Raw genomic sequence first — 21,098 nt, 5'->3', positions numbered from 1 at the left:
AATCAAAGACGTATTGAAGCACTAGATCCCGTGATATAATCCTTCCAATTTTTAATACCTTAGAGTGGGACAACGGATTTATGATCCCTAAGTTAAGCCCTCAGCATTCTCTTGAGGCTCTGTATTTAGATTATCTAGCGAAGCTTGAACAATCGGCTTTTTCTGGTGAAATTCAAACTTCTTATGCCAGTCGTTTAGCGGTCGCTACCGATAATTCTGTTTATCAATATTTGCCACAAGCAGTCGTTTTCCCAAAAACAAGCAACGACATAAAGCAGATCTGCCGTTTAGCGTCCGCTTCAACTTTCCAATCAATTAAACTTAGCCCTCGGGGCGGCGGTACTGGAACCAATGGCCAGTCTTTAACCGAAGGTATCGTTGTCGATTTATCTAAGTTTATGAATAATGTCATTGAACTTAACGTTGAAGAGCGTTGGGTTAGGGTGGAAACGGGCATCGTAAAAGACCAACTCAACAGCGTGTTAAAAGAGCATGGTTTGTTTTTTTCACCTGATTTGTCCACCAGTAACCGCGCTACCTTAGGTGGTATGATCAATACCGATGCCTCTGGTCAAGGTTCGATGGTTTACGGTAAAACCAGCGATCATGTTATTGGCTTAAAAGCCGTACTAGCTAGTGGCGAAGAAATTGACACTGACCCAGTTAGGGTTGATCACTTAGATCAGCAGCGAGAGTCCTTAACTGATATTTATGCTGCAGTTAAGCACGCCTGTGTTGATATGCGCTCGCTTGTCGAAGATAAGTTCCCAAAACTTAATCGCTTTTTAACCGGCTACGATCTAAAAAATGCCTATTTACCTGAAGAAGATAGTGTGGATCTGACCCGTATCTTGTGTGGGTCGGAAGGTTCGTTGGCGGTTATCACTGAGGCTAAACTGGACTTAACCCCCATCCCCAAGTTTAGAACCTTAGTCACAGTTAAATACGACTCTTTCCAGTCGGCATTGCGCCATGCTCCTAGCCTAGTTGCGGCGCAAGCCTTATCAGTTGAAACCATCGATTCAAAAGTGCTTAGCCTCGCGCAACAAGACGTTGTTTGGGACAGCGTTAGAGAGTTAATTAGTGATGTACCCAAGCAAGAAATGCAGGGCATCAACATTGTTGAATTTGCCGAAAATGATGAAGCCATTCAACAACAAAAAATCAGTAATCTTATTGAGATCTTATCGGAAACGGGAGTTACCGAACTAGGTGTTATTGGTTTCCAAAGTTGTGATGACTTAACCAGCATTAATGCCATCTACAACATGCGTAAGAAGGCAGTTGGTTTATTAGGCAATACGGCAGGTAGTGCTAAGCCGGTAGCCTTTGCCGAAGATACCTGTGTACCACCAGAGAACTTAGCTGACTTTATCGTAGAGTTTAGAGAGTTACTTGATGGTAAAGGTTTGCATTACGGTATGTTTGGCCACGTAGACTCAGGTGTATTACATGTTCGTCCAGCCTTAGACTTGTGCGACCCTGAACAAGAAATCCTTATGCGCGAGATCTCGGATCAAGTGGTAGCACTTACCGCCAAGTACAAAGGATTAATGTGGGGCGAGCACGGAAAGGGCTTCCGTTCTGAATATGGTCCTGAGTTTTTTGGTCAAGAACTGTTCACTGAGCTTCGGAAAATTAAAGCTGCTTTCGATCCTTACAACCAAATAAACCCGGGCAAGATTTGCACGCCTTTACATAGCGAAGAGCAACTAGTGTCAGTAGATGGTACAAAACGTGGTGCTTATGACCGTGAAATAGCCATCGAGGTACGCGACAGCTTTAAAAATGCCATGGAATGTAATGGCAATGGACTTTGCTTTAACTATGATACCAGCAGTCCAATGTGCCCTTCATTTAAAGCTACCGGAGACCGCAGATACTCACCAAAAGGCCGGGCTGGCTTAATGCGCGAATGGCTTCGCCAGTTAGCAGCGTTAAAAGTTGATCCGCTAGCTCAAGAGCAAAAGCTAAACTCTAGGTTCATTTCTCCAGACAGTATTTTGCTCAAGATTAGAAATAGCATAGCTAAATCTAAAGGAGAGTATGACTACAGCCACGAAGTATATGATGCGATGCAAACTTGTTTGGCGTGCAAAGCTTGTACAACAGGGTGTCCAATTAAAGTAGATGTCCCTACTTTTCGTTCTCGCTTTTTAAATGTTTACCATGGGCGTTACCTACGACCACTTAAAGATTATTTTGTGGCATACGTAGAGAGTTACGCGCCTTTAATGGCCAAAGCGCCGCGTTTATTTAATGCCGCGATGTCTCCGAAGTGGGCAAGCATAGCGGTAGAAAAAACCATCGGCATGGTCGATATTCCTACTTTAAGCTTTCCTACATTGGCGCAACGGTTGCCAGAAAGCTTGACCACCAAGTATGACTACAAAGCTTTACAAAGTTTAAGCGAAGAACAAAAACAAAAAACGGTATTGGTAGTTCAAGACCCTTTTACCAGTTTTTACGAAGCAGAGTTGGTTGAAGACTTTGTTAAGTTAGCGAAAAAGTTAGGGTTAAATCCTGTGCTGTTACCGTTTAAACCTAATGGTAAGCCGCAGCATATTAAAGGCTTTTTGGGTAAGTTTAATAAATCTGCGCAAACAAGTGCCGCGTTTCTAAACCAAGTTAGCGAACTAGGTATAAAAATGGTTGGGGTCGAGCCTGCTTTAGTACTTTGTTACCGCGATGAGTATCAACACGCGCTTGGCGATTCAAGAGGTGATTTCAATGTGTTGGTGGTGCAAGAGTGGCTCGATTCATTAGATGAAAGCTTATTTGAGAACCAACAAGTGACTGATAAGGATACTTGGTATCTATTCGGTCACTGTACTGAAAAAGCATTAAAAGCAGATGCATTTAAGCAGTGGCAGCAAGTGTTCAATCGCTTTGGCGGTAAGTTAGAAGATGTAGCTGTAGGCTGTTGCGGTATGGCCGGTACTTACGGACATGATGCTAAGCAGTTAGCCACTTCGAAAGCTATTTATGAGTTGAGCTGGAAGCAAAAAATGGCAAGCTTACCAACAGAGCGGTGTATGGTTACAGGCTATTCTTGCCGAAGCCAAGTAAAACGCTTAGAAGGTGAAAAACCAAAACATCCGTTACAAGTGTTGTTGAGTTTACTGCCTTGAGTATTTGGAATATGCCAATGAGCTTGGCTGGATTGAATAAGATGGGCGAGGGCAATATGCTCGCCTTTCTTGATATCGAGTTTACTGAAATTGGTGAAGAGTATCTTGTTGCTAAAATGCCTGTTACAGCCAAAGTAAAACAGCCAATGGGCTTATTGCATGGCGGCGCAAACGTGGTGCTAGCAGAAAGCCTTGCCAGCTGTGCTTCATATTGCGTCGTTGGCAAAGACGCTATGGTAGTTGGCGTCGAAATTAATGCCAATCACTTAAAAGCTGTTAGGCACGGTGAAGTGCTCGCTACTGCATCACCAATAAAACTAGGCAAAACTTTGCATGTATGGCAAATAGATATCCACCAAAAATCTGATTTGGTATGTAGCTCTCGACTTACCGTAATGGTTAAATCTAAATCAATTTAAGTGAAATTCTCGCCTAAAAATTGATCTCACCACAAGCAAATAACGATATTTGCTAACAATCTGAACTTTATAGAATTTCGTAGTCTAATTTAGCTCAAATATTTTGATGATTAGCCTTTATAGGTCTAACGTTGAATAAGTATTGGTAAATTAACTTAGGGATCTCTATGTCGTTTAGAACGTCCAGTGTATTAAGTGTTATAGCTTTTAGCAGTTTTTTGCTTGTTGGCTGTAATAAAGACCCCATTGAATCAACAGTAAACCATCTAAGACCGGTTAAGGTAAAACAAATAGAGATTGGCGACGGCGCTCGGGTAAGAACGTTACCTGGAGAAACCTTTGCCTCAGATACAGCTATATTGTCGTTTCAAGTCGCCGGCAGATTGGACGAAATATTGGTAAGGCCTGGCGATGCAGTAAAAGCTGGTCAGCCCTTAGCAAGATTAGACCCTGCGATGTACAACCAAGAGTTAGAAGTGGCTAAGGCGAATTACTATCTCGCAAAGGTTCTATTCGACCGAGCAAATCAACTGGTTGACCGGGGTGTTATTTCTCGTAGCGACTTCGACCGAGCTAAAAGTGAATACACCATCAGCCAAGCGGCTTTAGATAAAGCCGAAGTTAATTTGAGCTATACCCAAGTTCTAGCGCCTTACGATGGCTTAATAGCGAGCAAATACGCTGAGCAATTTGAATTTGTTTATGAAAAACAAAAGGTACTAAGTTTACAAACAGAGTCCACCGTTGACGTAAACTTTCAGCTACCTGAAAGTTTGATTGGAAACTTTCAAGATGCTAGGCGTAAAGGCGAGCCGCAACCAATTATTAGTGTGCAGTTCCAAGGTCGAGAGCAGTGGTATCAAGCAGCGTTAAAAGAGCTATCAACAGTCGCAGACTCATCAACAGGTAGTTATACCATTGTTGTCACTTTACCTATTCCCGAAGAACTTAATATTTTTCCTGGCATGGCAACCAATGTTCAAATTAAATCAACAGGCCAGAGCCGCTCTAAACTTGTGCGCGCACCAGCAGGCAGCTTAGTTGAAGAAGATGGTAAAAACTTTGTATTTGTTTGGGATGACCAAAAGCAAACCGTAACTAAAACCCAAGTTGAGCTAGAAGACGATGCTATTACGTCAGGTTTAAATGATGGTGATTGGCTTGTTATTGCGGGCGCGTCAGAGCTTAGTGATGGGCAACCTGCGGTTAAGTGGGTTAAGGAACGAGGACTATAAAATGCAGTTTAAACAAAAACTTTTAAGTGGTTTATTGGCCTCGCTGTTAATGGGTTGTGGTTCAGACAAAGCAGTAGAAGAATCTTCGCAAGTTGTCGATGTATTCAAACTACCAGAAACTTCAAACTCGGTAGACCGAAACTTTAATGGTATTGCTCGTGCGCATGATTTAGTCGATTTGTCTTTTCGTGTAGACGGGGAAATTAAAACCATTCCAGTTAAAAAAGGACAGCCAGTCAAAAAAGGTGACTTACTCGCAGAGTTAGACAAACGCGATTACCAAATTGTGGTTGACGACCGCCAAGCTAGATTAACGTTAACTAAGCAACAATTTGAACGCGCAAAAGCCTTACTTGAGCAAAAGCTATTATCACAAAGCGAATACGACAAAATGCGCGCCGAATACTTGGTTGCCTCAGCAGATTACAAAAAAGCCAAACTGATGCTCGATTACACCGAGCTGAAAGCGCCGTTTGATGGCGTTGTTGGTGATGTGTTTGCAGATTCATTTGTGAATGTTCAGCCAGGTTCAGCGGTACTCAGTATGCATAAAGTTGATTACGTTGAGGTGGATGTAGAACTACCGGATATGATTATTTCCGTAGCAAAACTTGGTAAAAGGCGAATTTCTGAAATAGATATAGCCGTAGGGTTTGAAGCATTTCCCGAGAAAGAATTTAAAGGCTTACCTTACGAATTGAACCTTGAGAAAAATAGCGCGAGTAGGAGTTACATAGCCACCATGCTGGTTCCTTATGATCCCAATTACGCAGTGCTAGAAGGTATGCAAGCTAAGGTCTCTATTGATTTGGCAGATATGACCTATACCTATAATCGCGATCACTTGGTTCCTTTGGCGGCAGTGATAATGCCCGATGGTTCCACGATTAGTCAGCAACGTCCCGTAGTGTGGCGTTATAAAGACGATCAAACTGTAGAAATGCAGGAGGTCGTTATCGGCACCATAGCAGGCGATATGATAGAGATTGAACAAGGCTTAGAAGATGGCGATACCATTGTTTCTTTAGGGGCAAATCGTTTAGTAGAAGGTCAAAAAGTAGTGTTAAAGAAGGATAACCAATGAATATTGCAGGCTATTTCGTAAAAAACTCAATAATCAGTTGGATGTTTACGCTTATCCTTCTCATTGGCGGTATTTTGTCCTTTACCGGCTTAGGCCAGTTAGAAGATCCACCGTTTACTATTAAAGATGCTGTGGTTGTTACTATGTATCCTGGGGCTACCTCTACTGAAGTGGAAGAGGAAGTGACTTACCCGGTAGAAAAAGCCATCCAAGCGTTACCTTATGTAGATGACATCGTGTCTTTAAGCACGCCAGGTATGTCGCAAATTACGGTTACCATGAAGCGGACTTATGGTCCCGACGAACTACCGCAAATCTGGGATGAGCTACGTCGTAAAGTAGGTGATATGGCACCTCAGTTACCGCCAGGCGTATCTACACCATTAGTTAATGACGATTTTGGTGATGTATACGGCATTATGTATATGGTGTCTGGAGAAGACTACGCCTACAAAGATATTCAAGATTATGTTGATTACGTTCGTCGAGAAATAGAACTTGTTCCTGGCGTTGGTAAAGTAACTTTAGCTGGCGCGCAAACCGAGCAAGTGTTTATAGAAATCTCGGTGCAAAAGATGGCAACTTTTAACCTTGATCCTGCTTTAATTACTAGTTTGTTAAATTCACAAAACATGGTTACTTCAGCAGGTAATATTAAAATTGCAGGAGACCAGCTTACCCTTCGTCCAACAGGTTCGTTTAAATCTGTAGAAGAACTCGGTGACCTGATTATTCCGGGAACAACAGGTAACAAGCTTATCTATTTAAAAGATGTAGCTACCATTACCCGTGGCTACGAAGAAGTTCCAAGTAATTTGGTTAGCTTTAATCAAAACCAAGCCATCAACATCGGCGTGTCGTTTACCAGTGGAGTTAACGTTGTAGAAGTAGGTAAAGCGATTGAAGCTAAGTTGCAAGAAATCGACTACGCACGTCCAGCCGGTATGACCATTGATTCAATGTATAACCAGCCTCAAGAAGTTGATAAATCCGTCAGCTCTTTTGTTTGGAACCTTATTTTAGCGGTAGCGATTGTGGTGGTTGTGCTTTTAGTCTTTATGGGGCTTAAAAGCGGTATTCTGATTGGACTAATTTTGTTCTTAACCTGCTTAGGAACATTTATTTTAATGAAGCAAGCGGAGATTGAACTACAACGGATTTCCCTTGGGGCATTAATCATCGCGCTTGGAATGTTAGTCGACAACGCCATTGTTGTTGTCGAAGGCATACTAATGGGGCGTAAGAAAGGTTTAAGTACCTTAAAGGCGTCTCAAGAAATTGTAGGTCAAACCATGTGGCCGTTGCTAGGCGCAACGATTATCGCCATTACCGCCTTTGCTCCAATTGGTTTATCTCCAGATTCTACCGGTGAATTTGCGGCATCGTTGTTCTACGTGTTGTTGTTCTCGTTGTTTTTGTCTTGGATTACCGCGATTACTATTACTCCATTTTTTGCCCAGTTGTTCTTTGGCAAAGAAGGCGATAAGCAAGTTGAAGGTGAAGACAGTGACCCTTACAAAGGCGCATTCTTTAATACCTACAAAGTGTTGTTAGATTTTTGTCTACGCTTCAAATGGCCCACCGTAATTGTAATTGTTGTACTTTTTGTTATGTCCATTGTGGGCTTTGGTTATGTAAAACAATCATTCTTTCCGCCATCTTCTACACCGATATTCTTAATCGATGTTTGGATGCCAGAAGGTACAGACATTAGGGAAACACGAGAAGCGGTTTCAGAGATGGAACAAATGGCGCGAGATACAAACGCAGTTGAATTTGTGTCATCGACGGTAGGCAAGGGCTTTCAACGCTTTATGTTGACCTACTCGCCAGAGAAAAACTATGGTGCATTTGCCCAAATAGCAGTACGTACAACCACTTCAGAAACTGCAGCGGCAGCTATGTCGTCGCTACGTAAAGGGGTTGAACAGCAGTTTCCTCAGGCGCAGTTTAAGTTCAAGAATTTAGAAATTGGACCTTCAACAGATGCCAAGATAGAAGCACGCGTACTAGGGGCCGATCCTGATGTATTGCGCTCAATTTCGGCAGACATTCAGAAGATCTTCAATGACACTCCTGGCACAGTGAATGTTCGTCATGACTGGCGTGACCGCGTTAAATACATAGAACCTAACTTTAACGAAACACAGGCAAGGCGCTTAGGTATCAACAAGTCTGATGTTGACCAAACCCTGGAGTTCGCTTTTGCCGGATTAAGCTTTGGTCTATACCGCGAAGGGACAAACTTAATGCCAATCGTAGGTCGTTTGCCTGATGAAGAGCGTGTTGATATTGATTCTTTGGATAGCCTGCGTATTTGGAGCCCAACCTTAAATAGCTATATTCCTATTCAACAAGTTGTGAACGGCTTTAGCGTTAAGTTTGAAGACCCTATTATTCAACGCCGCGATAAAAAGCGTACCTTAACCATATTTGCTGACGCAGACTTTGAATATGACATCCTTCCAGCTGAATTGTTTTCTATCGTAAAACCTCAGGTAGAAGCTTTAGATTTACCTCCTGGTTACGAGTTGCAATGGGGCGGCGAATACGAATCTTCGGGCGATGCACAAGAAGCTTTATTTGCATCTTTACCGATGGGCTATTTAATAATGTTCTTGATTACGGTATTCCTGTTTAATTCGGTTAAAAAGCCATTAGTGATTTGGTGTTGTGTACCTTTAGCATTAATCGGAATTACCTCTGGCTTGCTGTTCCTAGGAAAGCCATTTGGTTTTATGGCGCTGCTTGGAATGTTAAGTTTATCGGGTATGCTGCTTAAAAACGGCATTGTATTACTCGATCAAATCAGTGCAGATATAGCTGCGGGTAAAGAGGTTTACCAAGCTGTATTTGAATCTACCGTAAGCAGGGTTAGGCCGGTTTGTATGGCTGCAGTAACAACCATTTTAGGCGTAGCACCGTTGATCTCAGATGTATTCTTCGAGTCTATGGCTGCAGTGGTAATGTTTGGTTTAGGCGTAGCGACCGTTCTTACTTTGCTAATCGTTCCGGTATTGTACGTTATCTTCTTTAACGTGAAGTATCGCGACTACAAAGAGTTTTAAACCTTCTAAATGTAAATACCAAAAAGAAGAGTTGCCTTGGCAACCCTTCTTTTTTTAACCACATAAGCCCATCACATATCTTACAAAGGGTTTTGCTTCTTCTAAATCAAAGTAGCCATCTTTTTTACGTGTTGTTCTTAAGTATTGATATGTAGCCACAATCACCTTCATTACTTTTTCATTTTCTACGCTTAAATCGTGCTGCTCAGCTGCCGCCAAGGTAAGCTCAACTGCTTTTTCAAGCGCTTCCATATCAACTACTTCTGCTTTTCGGTATTGATAGCCTTCACCGGTAGCTAACCATTCAAGTGAACAATTGGCTTTTTGTGCAATTTGATTGGCTTTAGACAGACTTGGCTCTGAGCCTTTTAAGTATTTCCTGATTAGGCTCTCGTTTAGTTCTACTTTTCGGGCAAAGCCGCTAACGCTTTGTTCACCCATTAATTCTTTTAGGCGATCGGAAAAATCGTTCAATCGAATACCCTTGTTTGCTTCGTACCAAAGTACGATAAAACTAGCACTATAGTGTTGATTGTGTCCAGTAAACTTGCAGAATACTCACTTCAATAATCCGAACAAAGGTAAATAGATGGAAAGCGTGAATGGAAAGGTTGCAATAGTAACAGGTGGTGGCAGCGGTATCGGTTTGGCAATAGCAAAAGCCTTAGCGGAGCAGGGCGCTATAGTTGTCATTAGCTCGAGAGATTTAACTAAACTTGAGCAAACGGTAAGCAAGCTAAAAAATGATTATGAGTTAAGCGTTCATTGCTATGCTGCTGACATCCGCATCAAACAACAAGTACAGGCGCTAAAAGACTTCGTAATAGCTCAGTTTGGCCGTGTAGATATTTTGGTAAACAATAGTGGACTAGGTGTTGGCGAAACTATTGAACACTGCAGTGAAGAAGACTGGGATTTGGTTGTAGACACTTGTACCAAAGGCACTTTTTTAATGAGCCAAGCAGTATTGCCAAGCATGAAATCTAATCAAGGTGGCTTTATCCTTAATATTGCTTCGCAAGCAGCTAAAAATGGCTATGCCAATGCTGGACCTTACTGCGCAGCAAAATTCGCAGTGCTCGGTTTAGCAGCAGCATTACAAGAAGAAGTAAGAGAGCACGGCATTAGAGTACATAGCTTGTGTCCAGGCTTGGTACAGGTACCTGCTCCTGAGTGTGAATCGGATATAAAGCCTGGGTGGCTACAAGTAAGTGATTTAGCCGAGGCAGCACTGTTCGTGCTTAAACAACCGGCAAGGGTTCACCTAGAAAATATTGGTTTGTATGGATTTTAACTAAGGGCTGGCTGCTGATTAAGCAGCTGTTAGCTTGAAGAGTGTAAAGAATTGGTTGCGGGAGCCGGATTTGAACCAACGACCTTCGGGTTATGAGCCCGACGAGCTACCAGACTGCTCCATCCCGCGTCCGGTCTTAACTAAAGTAGTTAAGTGATTTGAATAGTTAGTTGGCTTAGCTATTCGAACTAAGCAATTCTTAAATAAAGAATTGGTTGCGGGAGCCGGATTTGAACCAACGACCTTCGGGTTATGAGCCCGACGAGCTACCAGACTGCTCCATCCCGCGTCCGTTATTGCGGAGCGCATAGTACGCACAGAGTAGTGATAATACAAGAGATTATTTGTTTTAATTATCCAAGTGCCGATTATTTATCCGAATGAGGCTTTTACTACTGATCCTTAGCAAAACAGGTATAATCCACGGGTTAAATAAATAGAGTATCGAAATGGCAGATTTTTTCGCTTCGACCGCTAAAGGTTTAGAAAGCTTATGTTTAGATGAAATTACCGCGCTGGGTGCAGAAAACTGCAAACAAACAGTAGCCGGTGTTAGCTTTAGTTGTGACTGGCCAACCGCCTACAAAATTTGTATGTGGTCACGTGTTGCCTCTCGCATATTGTTGCGCTTAGTAGAGACTCAAGCAGAAAACGTTGATGAGCTATATGAAGCTGCCTATTCAGTACGTTGGAATAAGTACTTTAGTGTAGATCAAACGTTCTCGGTGCATTGTAGTGGAACAAACCACTATATAGACAATAGCCAGTTTGGTGCGCTTAAAGTAAAAGATGCCATTGTTGATCAATTTAATAAGCTGGAAGGCGTTCGCCCCAATGTGGCTAAAACCGACGAAGACGCGCGAATAGTGGTTCGTTTAGCGGGTAAACATTTAGCCATTTCAATTGATTTATCTGGCGTAGCCCTCCACCGACGAGGTTATCGTTTAGAACAAGGTGAAGCACCAGTTAGAGAAAACCTTGCTGCGGCCTTGGCGATTCGTAGTAACTGGCAAGAAAAATATCTAATTGATCCAATGTGTGGTTCCGGGACAATTTTGATTGAAGCGGCTATGCAAGCCGCCGACATCGCACCTGGTTTAAATCGACAATTTGGGTTTGAGCGCTTACGCAACTTTGCGTCTTCTGCTTGGCAAGACATTCGAAACGATGCCAAAGCCAGAGCCCAATATGGCTTAGCAAATTGTAAACAGCGTCTTATTGGCTACGATATAGATCGTCGCATGGTTACATTAGCTAAATCGAACATCGAGCGTGCTGGACTTAGTGACATTATTTCAGTACATGTTCATGATGCTGCGAATCTGCCGGCTGCGCCAAGTGAGCCCGGACTTATTTTGTCCAATCCGCCTTATGGTGAGCGTCTCGGCGAGCTAACTAAGCTTATCGGCTTATTCTTATCCTTTGGTGCGAGCGTACGCGAAAACTATCCTGGCTGGCGTTTGTCGCTGTTTACCGCTGCTCCAGAATTACTCGACTATCTGCGCCTGCGTAGTGACAAGCAATATAAGTTTTTAAATGGTGCACTTAACTGTGTGCTGAAAATCTACCAAATTGGCGAAGGTGGGCAGGGGACTCAACGTAAATATGCGGAAGACTTTGTAAACCGATTGCTTAAAAACAAGAAAAAGCTGCAGAAATGGATCAAGCGAGACAACATAACTTGTTACCGTTTATATGATGCAGACTTACCCGAATACAATGTGGCTGTAGATTGCTACGACGACTATGTGATTGTACAAGAGTATCGAGCTCCAAAGAGTATTGAACCCGCGAAAGCGCGTCGTCGTTTAATGGATTTGCTAACCGGGCTTTTACAAAGTGACTTAGTGGCTAACGATAAGTTAGTAATTAAGCAACGTGCTCAACAAAAAGGGCGCCAGCAATATGAACGTAATAGCGACGAAAAAGAGCGCTTTGTTGTTCAAGAATATGGCGCTCAGTTTTACGTTAATCTTACCGATTATTTAGATACTGGTTTGTTTTTAGATCACCGGAACATGCGGCATTACATTCAACAGCATAGCCAAAGTAAAAAGGTTCTCAATCTTTTCGCATACACCGGCTCAGCTTCGGTTCATGCAGCACTTGGTGGGGCTTCTAAAGTTACAACTGTAGATATGTCTAATACCTATTTAAACTGGGCAAAAGACAACTTTAGATTAAACCAGCTTCCGATTAGCAAACATGAGTTTATTCGTGCTGATTGTATGGCTTGGCTAAAAACACAAATATCACAACGTTGGGATTTGATTTTTCTTGATCCACCTACTTTTTCAAATTCAAAAAAGATGGATGAAGTGTTTGATATTCAAAAAGATCACGTTGATTTGCTAGGCTCGGTTTCGCGCTTGCTTAACCCGGGTGGACAGTTGATTTTTTCAAACAATAAACGCCAATTCAAAATGGATATAGAAGCCTTAGCAAAGCTGGGGCTTAAAGTTAAGAATATTTCAAGTCAGTCTTTATCGCCTGATTTTGAACGTAATAAACAAATTCATAATTGTTGGATGATACACAAGGAATAGTGGTATGACTTGGGTTTTATATAGTACTGATGGTTGCCATCTTTGCGAGGATGCTCGTGCGTTAATTTTAGCTAACCCCAATATTAATGAGCTAAAAGAACAAGACATAATCGAAGACGAGTCTTTAGTCGAGCAATACCGTTATAGCATTCCTGTGTTGTGTCACGAACCCAGTCAACAACGAATTAACTGGCCTTTTGACGCGAGCCAGTTAGAACAATTTATAGAGAGTTGTGCGTGTTAGTAAACTTACAAGACGCTTTTTTAGCATATGGCGACACGCCACTGTTAAACAAAGCAAATGTTCAAATAAACAAAGCTGAACGAGTATGTCTAGTTGGTCGTAATGGTGCTGGCAAGAGTACCTTGTTGCAAGTAATCGAAGGCGCTATTCAGTTAGACTCAGGCCAACGTCAACTAGTTAATGACGTTGTCATCACCCGATTACAGCAAGATCCACCTGAGGCGAGTGAGCAACGTATTTTTGATTACGTCGCTGAAGGCAAACCACATATGGGTAAATTGCTCAGCGAGTTTCACCACTTAACGTCGAATATCAATGAAAACTCCAGTGAACGCGAATTAAAACGTATGCAACAAATACAGCATGAGATAGATGTTGTAGACGGCTGGAAATTTGATAACGAAATTCAACAAGTTCTCACAACCATGAAGCTAGATGGAGAAGCTCCTTTGCAAGGCCTTTCCGGTGGTTGGCTAAGAAAAGTTGCGTTAGCAAAAGCGTTGGCAGGTGATCCAGATATTTTGCTGCTTGATGAACCGACTAACCATTTGGATATTAATACCATCAAATGGCTAGAAGAGTTTTTGCTTAATTTTAAAGGCACTATTGTGTTTATTAGTCACGATAGGGCTTTTATTCGTAAAATCGCCACCAGAATTGTAGACATAGACCGTGGTGTGCTTACCTCCTGGCCCGGCAACTACGATGCCTACTTAGATGGTAAAGCAGAGTGGCTACGTGTTGAAGAAGAGCAAAATGCGTTGTTCGACAAACGTTTGGCAGAAGAAGAGGCCTGGATTCGTCAAGGTATTAAAGCGCGTAGAACCCGTAATGAAGGGCGAGTTAGAGCGCTCAAAGCTATGCGTAATGAACGCAGTGAACGCGTTAATCGCCAAGGTACTACCAATATGCAAATCGACGATGGTTTGCGTTCAGGAAAGATTGTATTTGAAGCCGAGCAACTAAGTTTCGGTTACCCTGACGATGCCTATCCTATTATCTCCCCGCTAGACTTATTGGTTATGCGAGGCGACAAAATTGCGCTAGTTGGAGGCAATGGCTGTGGAAAATCAACCCTTATCAAGTTGTTACTTGAGCAGTTAACTCCAAGCTCAGGCAAGCTAAAAATAGGGACTAATCTCAATGTTGCTTATTTCGATCAGTATCGCCAAGAGCTAGACCCAGAAAAAACCTTGCTAGATAATTTAGCTGGCGGTAAACAAGAAATTGAAATCAACGGTAATAAACGCCATGTGATGGGGTACCTACAAGACTTTTTATTTCACCCTAAACGCGCATTTACTCCGGTTAAAGCGCTTTCTGGTGGCGAAAAAAATCGACTCATGTTGGCAAAATTATTCTTGAAACCAGCCAATTTGTTGGTTTTAGATGAACCAACCAACGATTTGGATGTCGAAACGCTGGAGTTACTAGAAGAGTTGGTAAGCCAATATCCAGGAACAGTGTTATTGGTTAGCCATGACAGAAGCTTTATCGACAATACAGCAAGTCATGTTTGGTTCTTTGATGGAAACAGTAATGTAGACAGCTATGTAGGCGGATATTCTGAAGTAGCAGATTACATAGAAAACCGGCAAAAAGCGCCTGTTGTAAAAGCTGTTGAGAAAACTGATTCTAGTCAGCGAGCCCAAAAACAATCGAAGAAGTTGTCATATAAATTGAAACTGGAACTTGACCAGCTACCCGAAAAATTGGAAGCTGCCGAGGCGCAAGTAGAAGAATTACAAAGTAAAGTAAATGAACCTGAGTTCTTTAATTTAGAACAAGACGTCGTTCAAAATACTTTAAATGATTTAGCCAAAGCAGAGCAGAGTTTAGAAGACCTGTTTATGCGCTGGGAAGAATTGGAAGAACTAAAAAATTCATGAAGAAGTCTATGATGAAACGCTCTTTAGCAATGGCATTCGCGCCTTTAGTATTGTCTGCTAGCTTTGCTCAAGCAGCACAAACCGAATCCTATTATCTTATAGAAGAAATTCCACTAGAAACCAGTAACGGACTTGTCGAAGCTAATGGTGACCTAGTTGTTACTGCCGCAAGTAATGATGGGGAGTATGTAGCGGGTAGTGCTCAAACTTTTAGAAGTGCTTTTCGCTTTTACGACTTTTCCGACAGAACCACTTTTGACTATGGCTGCCAGTACGCTAGCGAAGTATGTGACTTGTTCTTCTACGGAGATAATAGTTTTTACGATACCTATCGTAAACGCTTAAGAGAACAAAGAACCGTTTTGTACCAATCTAATGTGCTCTCTTTCTTAGCCAATCGAAATATTAGTGGGATGCATACCGATGGCAAGAACCTGCCGCCGTTGCCTACTTGGGATACCATTAACGAAAAACTTTATATTTTCGATGATATTGCTAACAGTGACTACACAACTGATACACGAGTGAATGATATCAATAGTGAATTAGGTTGGGCTGTAGGCTACGACTCAGCGCCATTTAGCAATCCTGATGGTGGAAATTATACAAGGGACTTTATTCAACGTGGGTTTGCTTTGCGCTTAAGCGACCAAGCTAAAGTTACTTTGCTACCAACAGCCTTTAACAGTAGTGGCGAGCTAGAAGATGATAAAGGTGGGTTATCATCAGGCTTACAAATTATCGAAAAAGATGGCCGTACCCTTGTTATTGGCATAGGTAGTGTCAGTTATTCCAATAGCGACAGCTTTGGTGAGTGTCAAACAGGTAACCGAGAAAACTACTACCGTTGTTCAGGTTTTGATACTCAAGCATGGGTATGGGACATTACAGACGCAATAGATGGAGAGCAAGTAGTTGGGCAACAACTAGTTGAAGGCTACGTTCGTTCTCGTTATGGCAATGCTCCAGATTTTAACTTGGTAAAAGATGCCAATAACGAGATATTGGTAGGTATATCTTCAGATGATGTCTATGACAGCACTAACGGTTCACGTGGCCGCGCTACTTACTATACCGACAATGGTGATGGTACTTATAGTCTAAATAAAATACCAAATATTCGGATTGATGGTGATAATGACAAGTTTGAAGACTCCGTATCCCATACTTGGGCAAATTCAGTAAACGACGCCAACTTAATTGTCGGTAATTTGCGATACGTAGAAGTTAAATCACGTAACCGTCCGGTAGAAGGTTTTGTATATGATGGTGATGAAAATTCAGCAACCTACCAAGAGGTAAATTGGCCATTACGTAACAAGCCATTTTCTGGTGCTAACAGCGAATTCAGCGATATCAATAATAGCGGTTTAATCGTAGGTTGGCGAGATGGGGATAGTGAAGAACAGCCAGCTTATAATGGTACTACACGTAGACAAACGGGTATCTTATTAGATTACAATCGTTACCTAGAAGGTAACAAGACATACACCTGGACGCTTAATCAATTAACCTGTTATGAGCAAGACGGAACGCCACAGATACCGCTGTACCGGTTCGAGTTTGCAACTCATATTAATGATGAAGGTGAAATATTTGCCAACGGTTATCACTATGAAAGTGCTGAAGAGTTTATTAATGGAGTAAATCCTCGTGCGGTTTTACTTAAATTGGTAAGAAACCCTGCGGTGACAGATATCGATGACTTAGCAACTTGCCCACAAATTGAAGAAGTGAAGTATGAGCGTAAAGGGGCTTCTAGCTTGTGGTTAGGCTTACTGCTCTTACCTGTTGTTTTTGTGAGGCGTTTCATAAAAAGATAAATTGTCTTTTTAGTGCAACAAAAATATCAATTAGTTAGCGAATACTTAAAAATTTAGTTTTTGATTTTTTAAAAACGATAAGCGATAGTAGATCAGGAGTCCAAGTGGGCTCCTGATTTGTTTTCTGATCTTGATGAGGAAGAAGTCTATGAAAAGACAAAAACGCGATCGTTTAGAAAGAGCGCATGCCAAAGGTTATCAAGCAGGGTTATCAGGAAGGTCTAAAGAGACCTGTCCGTATGGTGGAGCAGACGCAAGAGGTCATTGGTACGGTGGGTGGCGTGAGGCTGTTGAAGAACGCGTTTCAGGATTAGACAATAACTAAATAAAAAAAGCCCTATAAATAGGGCTTTTTACTATCAGCGTATTAGGAATACTAAAAAGTTGATGTGTCGGTAAACAAACCTACTTTCAAATCATTTGCTGAGTAAATCTGACGACCATCTACCTCTACAATGCCGTCCGCAATACCCATAACTAATTTACGCATAATTACACGCTTCATCTGAATGCGGTAGGTGACTTTCTTAGCTGTAGGTAATACTTGGCCAGTGAATTTAACTTCGCCAACACCCAAAGCTCGCCCCTTACCCGGACCGCCACTCCAACCTAAGAAAAATCCAACAAGCTGCCACATTGCGTCTAAGCCTAAGCAGCCAGGCATTACTGGGTCACCTGGGAAGTGACAATCAAAAAACCATAAATCAGGGTTAATATCTAACTCAGCAACGATTTCGCCGTTGCCAAACTCACCACCTTCGTGGGTGATTTTTAGAATGCGGTCCATCATTAGCATGTTTGGTGCGGGTAACTTACTGTTTCCTTCACCGAATAAAAGGCCTTGGCTGCAATCAAGCAATTCTTGGCGTTCATAGCTAGTTTTACCTAGTTCTTTTTGCGAAACCTGAGTCATGAATTATACCTTTAAAAAATTTGCCGATACTTTAGCTAACACGTGTAAGCTAAACAAGTCCGATGTCCGAAAATTTCGCTAAAACTTGAATAAGTCAGATACTTTCTTTAAAAGCCAGCGAATTAAACCAGGTTCATCGTTTGGTAGATTGATTAATTTGTTGATTTTTCCGTAAACACTTTCTTCATCGAGTAGGTCGCCAGCAGGCAGATTGAACAAATAGGGCACCGCTTGGCTAATGGTAGAAACAACAAAAATGCTTAGTTGTTTTTGCTCAACCGCGTTTAAAACCTCTTGCGAAAGATTCAGTTGATTAAGGTTAGCCTCCGGTATTACTACCTGGATAGGCTGGTTGGTATTTACAAGTTGCGTAACCCTTAAATAACCTTCGATCTTTTCGTTTATGCCGCCTACGGCTAATACATTGCCTTTTTGATCTAAGGCGCCGGTTACTGCGGTATTTTGCTGAATTGGAAGCTTTGAGATAGCGCTTAGTAAAGCCAAGGCTGATGCGAGAGAAGCACTGTCACCATCTATTTCATGATAAGACTGTTCAAATACTACGTTGCCGGAATAAGGGAAATGATGCTCAGAGGCAAACAATTGATTTAGAAAGCCATGAATGATCATCATTGATTTAGCGTGAACATTCCCTGCTAGTTCTGCTTTTCTTTCTATATCGTTAAAGTCGCCGTCACCTTGAAACACATTTGCAGTTATTCTGATGGGCTCACCAAATGATAAACCTAAGCCAGCGAAGTCGATAACCGATAAACCATTTATTTGGCCAACCTGTTCACCGCATAAACAAATGTTTGTTTGTCTTTCTCTATAGGATAGATCACTAAACTTTTGTTGGTTGTTAACGTTATCGTTTAAGTGTTTTAGTGCTTGGGTAAAGCCTTGACTGTTCGCTGCAAACTGATTGAGCTCTAGTGACTGAAGTAGGGCAATTAGTTCTTGTACATCTAGACTTAAATATTGTTGATGCTCACAAAGTTTAGCTGCGTAGTTCAAAACGCATTCGTAAAGTTCCGTTGTTAAGCTGGATAAGCCGCGTTGATGTAATTCACCATTTAAGTGGCTCAAATACAAATTGATGTTGGTTGAGCTTGCTTCTACTTCTAATGGCAGTTCTGTTTCTAATAGCCCTAGGTTTTTTATACTTGGGTCGAGCTCATATAAATCGGCAATGGCATTGGCATTACCAATAAGTACTAACTTGGTCGTTACCGACAAATGTTGAGGTTGGCTAGTTAGCTTTTCGCCTTGCAATTTATCCCACGAAAAAATTGAGGTAGTTAAACTAGCTTTTAGTTCAAACCAAAGCTTCGCTTCTGCAAGAATATCTTCGGCATTTAACACCAATATCCCGGAAGCTGAATGATGAATAGACCCTAAATTTACTTCCACTAACTCTGTGCTATCAGCTGTAGGTTGGGCAAGATATTGGCCAAAAATAGTTGCTCTAGTAAATTCATGACAATAACTTAGTGTTGGCTTGCTAAGCCAAGTTTTATAGAACTTTTGAATCGAGGTGAAAGAAGGCAACTCAACAAGGTATTCAAATAGCTGTTTGATAAGATTTAATACTTGCTCAGGAACCTGCGCTTGGTTAAGTCTTTTTAGAATTTTGCTAAGGGAGTCGGATTGAGACTCTTCCATAAACGCTAATTCTTCACCTATCTCTTTGGCTAAAAGTTCTGAACCAAAATCTTTGTTTAGCAAATCTTCCATCTGCAACATAGCTTGCTCAAAAGCTTGTTGGGCTTTTTGTGAAAGCTCAACACAATAAGGGCGCTGTGGCTGGGTAGGGTTGAATACTAAGACGTAAGCTTGTTGCTCAATATTAAGGTCTTTGGCAAAGTCTGCGAGTACTGAATGCAAATTGAAGAAACTAGGGGCCTGACAAACCATAACTTGTTGATGATTATTGGCTTGAGTAAAGTGGTCAAAACTAGTTTTTGCTATAGGTAATAAACTCGACCACTGAATGTCGTTAGTTGGGTTTATGTTCTCTAGCGAAAAGTTAGGTTTTAGTTTTTCAATGCTTAGGGCTGATTCAGTCAATTCGTATTCCGGTGTTAACGTGCAATGTGTAATTAAAACAGTTTGTTAGCTCTATAGAACAATAGCTGCTATCCAACCAAAAACCAACAGTGGTAGGTTGAAGTGCAAGAATGTAGGTACAACGGTGTCCCATATGTGGTCATGCTGGCCATCGCTATTTAAGCCGGCAGTAGGGCCTAGTGTAGAGTCTGAAGCTGGCGAGCCTGCATCTCCAAGCGCCGCAGATGTTCCAACCAAGGCAACCGTTGCTAACTCGGAGAAACCTAGCGAGAGAGCGAGTGGAACGTATATAGCGGCAATAATGGGAATGGTTGAAAATGACGAACCTATTCCCATAGTAATTAGTAATCCCATTAGCAACAACATTGCAGCAGCAAAGGCCTTGTTATCACCAAGTATACTTTGAGCACTATTTACTAGTTCTGGTACACCACCAGTAGCTTTCATTACGCCAGCAAAACCATTTGCTGCAATCATAATGAATCCAATTAAGGCCATTAATTTAACGCCTTCAACAAACAAGTCTTGGCTATTCTGGGGCTTTAAGCCTGACGCGGTAGTGAGCAGCAGGAAGCCAGTTAAAGCGCCCATAATGATCGACTCAGTATAAACGTTTACCACTAAGGCAACGATTATAATGGTGATATTCAAACTGGTTTTTAAGGGGCTAGTCTGTATTTGACTTGTGCGTTTTTCACTAGTATTGATCGTTGTTTGGTAAGTTCTTGGCTGCCGATAAGAAAAAAATATGGCTGTAAGTAGACCTAACCCCATTCCTAGGGCTGGTATTGTCATAGCAATGGGTAACTGGCTTTTATCAATCGTTAAGCCTGCCGACAAAATATTGCCATGTAACAGTTGGTTTAAAAATATGCTGCCAAAGCCATAGGGTAGCCACATATAAGTGGTGACTAAACCAAAAGTGATACAGCAGGCAATGATTCGCCTATCCATGTTTAGTTGATTGAATACAGCGATTAAGGGCGGAATTAATATTGGAATAAAGGCAATATGTACTGGAACTAGGTTTTGCGAGCTTACTGCCATTAATATGATGGCGCCAAGCATCATCCACTTCACCAAAGAAAGGTGCTGATCTTTATGCAAATTTACTAAACGTACAATCTTGTTAGCAATCATATCGGTTAAGCCGCTTCTGGCAATGGCTACAGCAAACGCACCAAGCAGAGCATAACTTAAAGCGATATTAGCGCCATCTCCTAAACCGGCTTCAAAAGCGGCTATAGTTTCCGTCAAGCTTAAATCGGATAAAAGCCCGCCAATAATTCCACTTATCGATAAAGCTAATACTACATTTACACGCAGTAGACTTAGTACCAACATTAAGCAAACCGACAATACAACAGGATTAGCAATCATCG

Annotated in this window: 15 protein-coding genes and 2 tRNA genes; 11 read left to right on the top strand and 6 right to left on the bottom strand. The window is 41.8% G+C overall.

Annotated elements, in window-relative coordinates; all coding sequences use genetic code 11:
- Positions 1–80 precede the first annotated feature (80 nt).
- The 5 genes from ydiJ (at position 81) to ACYFDN_RS04130 (ending at position 8,937) form a co-directional block, all read left to right on the top strand.
- On the top strand, positions 81–3,131 hold the full coding sequence (gene ydiJ, locus ACYFDN_RS04150; RefSeq protein WP_483510082.1) for a D-2-hydroxyglutarate dehydrogenase YdiJ: 3,051 nt from the start codon (positions 81–83) through the stop codon (positions 3,129–3,131).
- A gap of 17 nt (positions 3,132–3,148) precedes the next feature.
- The gene (locus tag ACYFDN_RS04145) at positions 3,149–3,550 is read left to right on the top strand and encodes a hotdog fold thioesterase (protein ID WP_483510081.1); all 402 of its coding nucleotides are present in this window, start codon (positions 3,149–3,151) and stop codon (positions 3,548–3,550) included.
- Between the two features lie 167 nt (positions 3,551–3,717).
- A complete protein-coding gene (locus ACYFDN_RS04140) occupies positions 3,718–4,785 on the top strand; it encodes an efflux RND transporter periplasmic adaptor subunit (protein WP_483510080.1) in 1,068 nt (355 codons plus the stop codon).
- Between the two features lies 1 nt (position 4,786).
- Positions 4,787–5,869 carry an efflux RND transporter periplasmic adaptor subunit gene (locus tag ACYFDN_RS04135; RefSeq protein ID WP_152784972.1) on the top strand — a complete coding sequence of 361 codons (1,083 nt, stop codon included), beginning with the start codon at positions 4,787–4,789 and terminating at the stop codon, positions 5,867–5,869.
- The gene (locus ACYFDN_RS04130) at positions 5,866–8,937 is read left to right on the top strand and encodes an efflux RND transporter permease subunit (protein WP_338621323.1); all 3,072 of its coding nucleotides are present in this window, start codon (positions 5,866–5,868) and stop codon (positions 8,935–8,937) included. Before ACYFDN_RS04135 ends, ACYFDN_RS04130 begins: the two co-directional genes overlap by 4 nt.
- 54 nt (positions 8,938–8,991) lie before the next feature.
- Here the strand turns inward: ACYFDN_RS04130 and ACYFDN_RS04125 are convergent, their stop codons facing one another.
- On the bottom strand, positions 8,992–9,411 hold the full coding sequence (locus ACYFDN_RS04125; protein ID WP_472590939.1) for an XRE family transcriptional regulator: 420 nt from the start codon (positions 9,409–9,411) through the stop codon (positions 8,992–8,994).
- 115 nt (positions 9,412–9,526) lie between these two features.
- Between ACYFDN_RS04125 and ACYFDN_RS04120 the strand changes: the two genes are divergently transcribed.
- On the top strand, positions 9,527–10,231 hold the full coding sequence (locus ACYFDN_RS04120) for an SDR family oxidoreductase (protein WP_483510079.1): 705 nt from the start codon (positions 9,527–9,529) through the stop codon (positions 10,229–10,231).
- 52 nt (positions 10,232–10,283) lie between these two features.
- Here ACYFDN_RS04120 and ACYFDN_RS04115 read toward each other — a convergent pair.
- Positions 10,284–10,360, bottom strand: a tRNA-Met gene (locus tag ACYFDN_RS04115).
- An 83-nt stretch (positions 10,361–10,443) separates the two neighbouring features.
- A tRNA-Met gene (locus ACYFDN_RS04110) sits at positions 10,444–10,520 on the bottom strand.
- A 160-nt stretch (positions 10,521–10,680) separates the two neighbouring features.
- On the opposite strand from ACYFDN_RS04110, the gene rlmKL reads away from it, so the two are divergent.
- The 5 genes from rlmKL (at position 10,681) to rmf (ending at position 17,058) form a co-directional block, all read left to right on the top strand.
- On the top strand, positions 10,681–12,777 hold the full coding sequence (gene rlmKL, locus ACYFDN_RS04105) for a bifunctional 23S rRNA (guanine(2069)-N(7))-methyltransferase RlmK/23S rRNA (guanine(2445)-N(2))-methyltransferase RlmL (RefSeq protein ID WP_483510078.1): 2,097 nt from the start codon (positions 10,681–10,683) through the stop codon (positions 12,775–12,777).
- A gap of 4 nt (positions 12,778–12,781) precedes the next feature.
- The gene (locus ACYFDN_RS04100; RefSeq protein WP_016401435.1) at positions 12,782–13,021 is read left to right on the top strand and encodes a glutaredoxin family protein; all 240 of its coding nucleotides are present in this window, start codon (positions 12,782–12,784) and stop codon (positions 13,019–13,021) included.
- Positions 13,015–14,910, top strand: a complete 1,896-nt coding sequence (gene uup, locus ACYFDN_RS04095; RefSeq protein ID WP_483510077.1) for an ATP-binding cassette ATPase Uup — start codon at positions 13,015–13,017, stop codon at positions 14,908–14,910. The genes ACYFDN_RS04100 and uup overlap by 7 nt, the downstream gene beginning before the upstream one ends.
- Positions 14,907–16,733 (top strand): DUF3466 family protein, encoded by a 1,827-nt coding sequence (locus tag ACYFDN_RS04090; protein WP_483510076.1) that lies wholly within the window; start codon positions 14,907–14,909, stop codon positions 16,731–16,733. The genes uup and ACYFDN_RS04090 overlap by 4 nt, the downstream gene beginning before the upstream one ends.
- A 148-nt stretch (positions 16,734–16,881) precedes the next feature.
- The gene (gene rmf, locus ACYFDN_RS04085; protein WP_084681792.1) at positions 16,882–17,058 is read left to right on the top strand and encodes a ribosome modulation factor; all 177 of its coding nucleotides are present in this window, start codon (positions 16,882–16,884) and stop codon (positions 17,056–17,058) included.
- Between the two features lie 51 nt (positions 17,059–17,109).
- Here rmf and fabA read toward each other — a convergent pair whose 3' ends face one another.
- The 3 genes from fabA to ACYFDN_RS04070 all read right to left on the bottom strand — a co-directional run bounded on the left by fabA (position 17,110) and on the right by ACYFDN_RS04070 (position 21,096).
- Complete coding sequence (gene fabA / locus ACYFDN_RS04080; RefSeq protein ID WP_016401438.1) at positions 17,110–17,646, bottom strand: bifunctional 3-hydroxydecanoyl-ACP dehydratase/trans-2-decenoyl-ACP isomerase; 537 nt, start codon at positions 17,644–17,646, stop codon at positions 17,110–17,112.
- Between the two features lie 78 nt (positions 17,647–17,724).
- Positions 17,725–19,716, bottom strand: a complete 1,992-nt coding sequence (locus ACYFDN_RS04075) for an AAA family ATPase (protein WP_483510075.1) — start codon at positions 19,714–19,716, stop codon at positions 17,725–17,727.
- A gap of 51 nt (positions 19,717–19,767) precedes the next feature.
- Positions 19,768–21,096, bottom strand: coding sequence for a Na+/H+ antiporter family protein (locus ACYFDN_RS04070; RefSeq protein ID WP_483510074.1), 1,329 nt, complete (start codon positions 21,094–21,096; stop codon positions 19,768–19,770).
- Between the last annotated feature and the right edge of the window lie 2 nt (positions 21,097–21,098).

The organism is Agarivorans sp. D1326, assembly GCF_056958115.1.
Note: the sequence above shows the minus strand (reverse complement) of the source record. Positions and strands in the feature narration are given on the sequence as shown.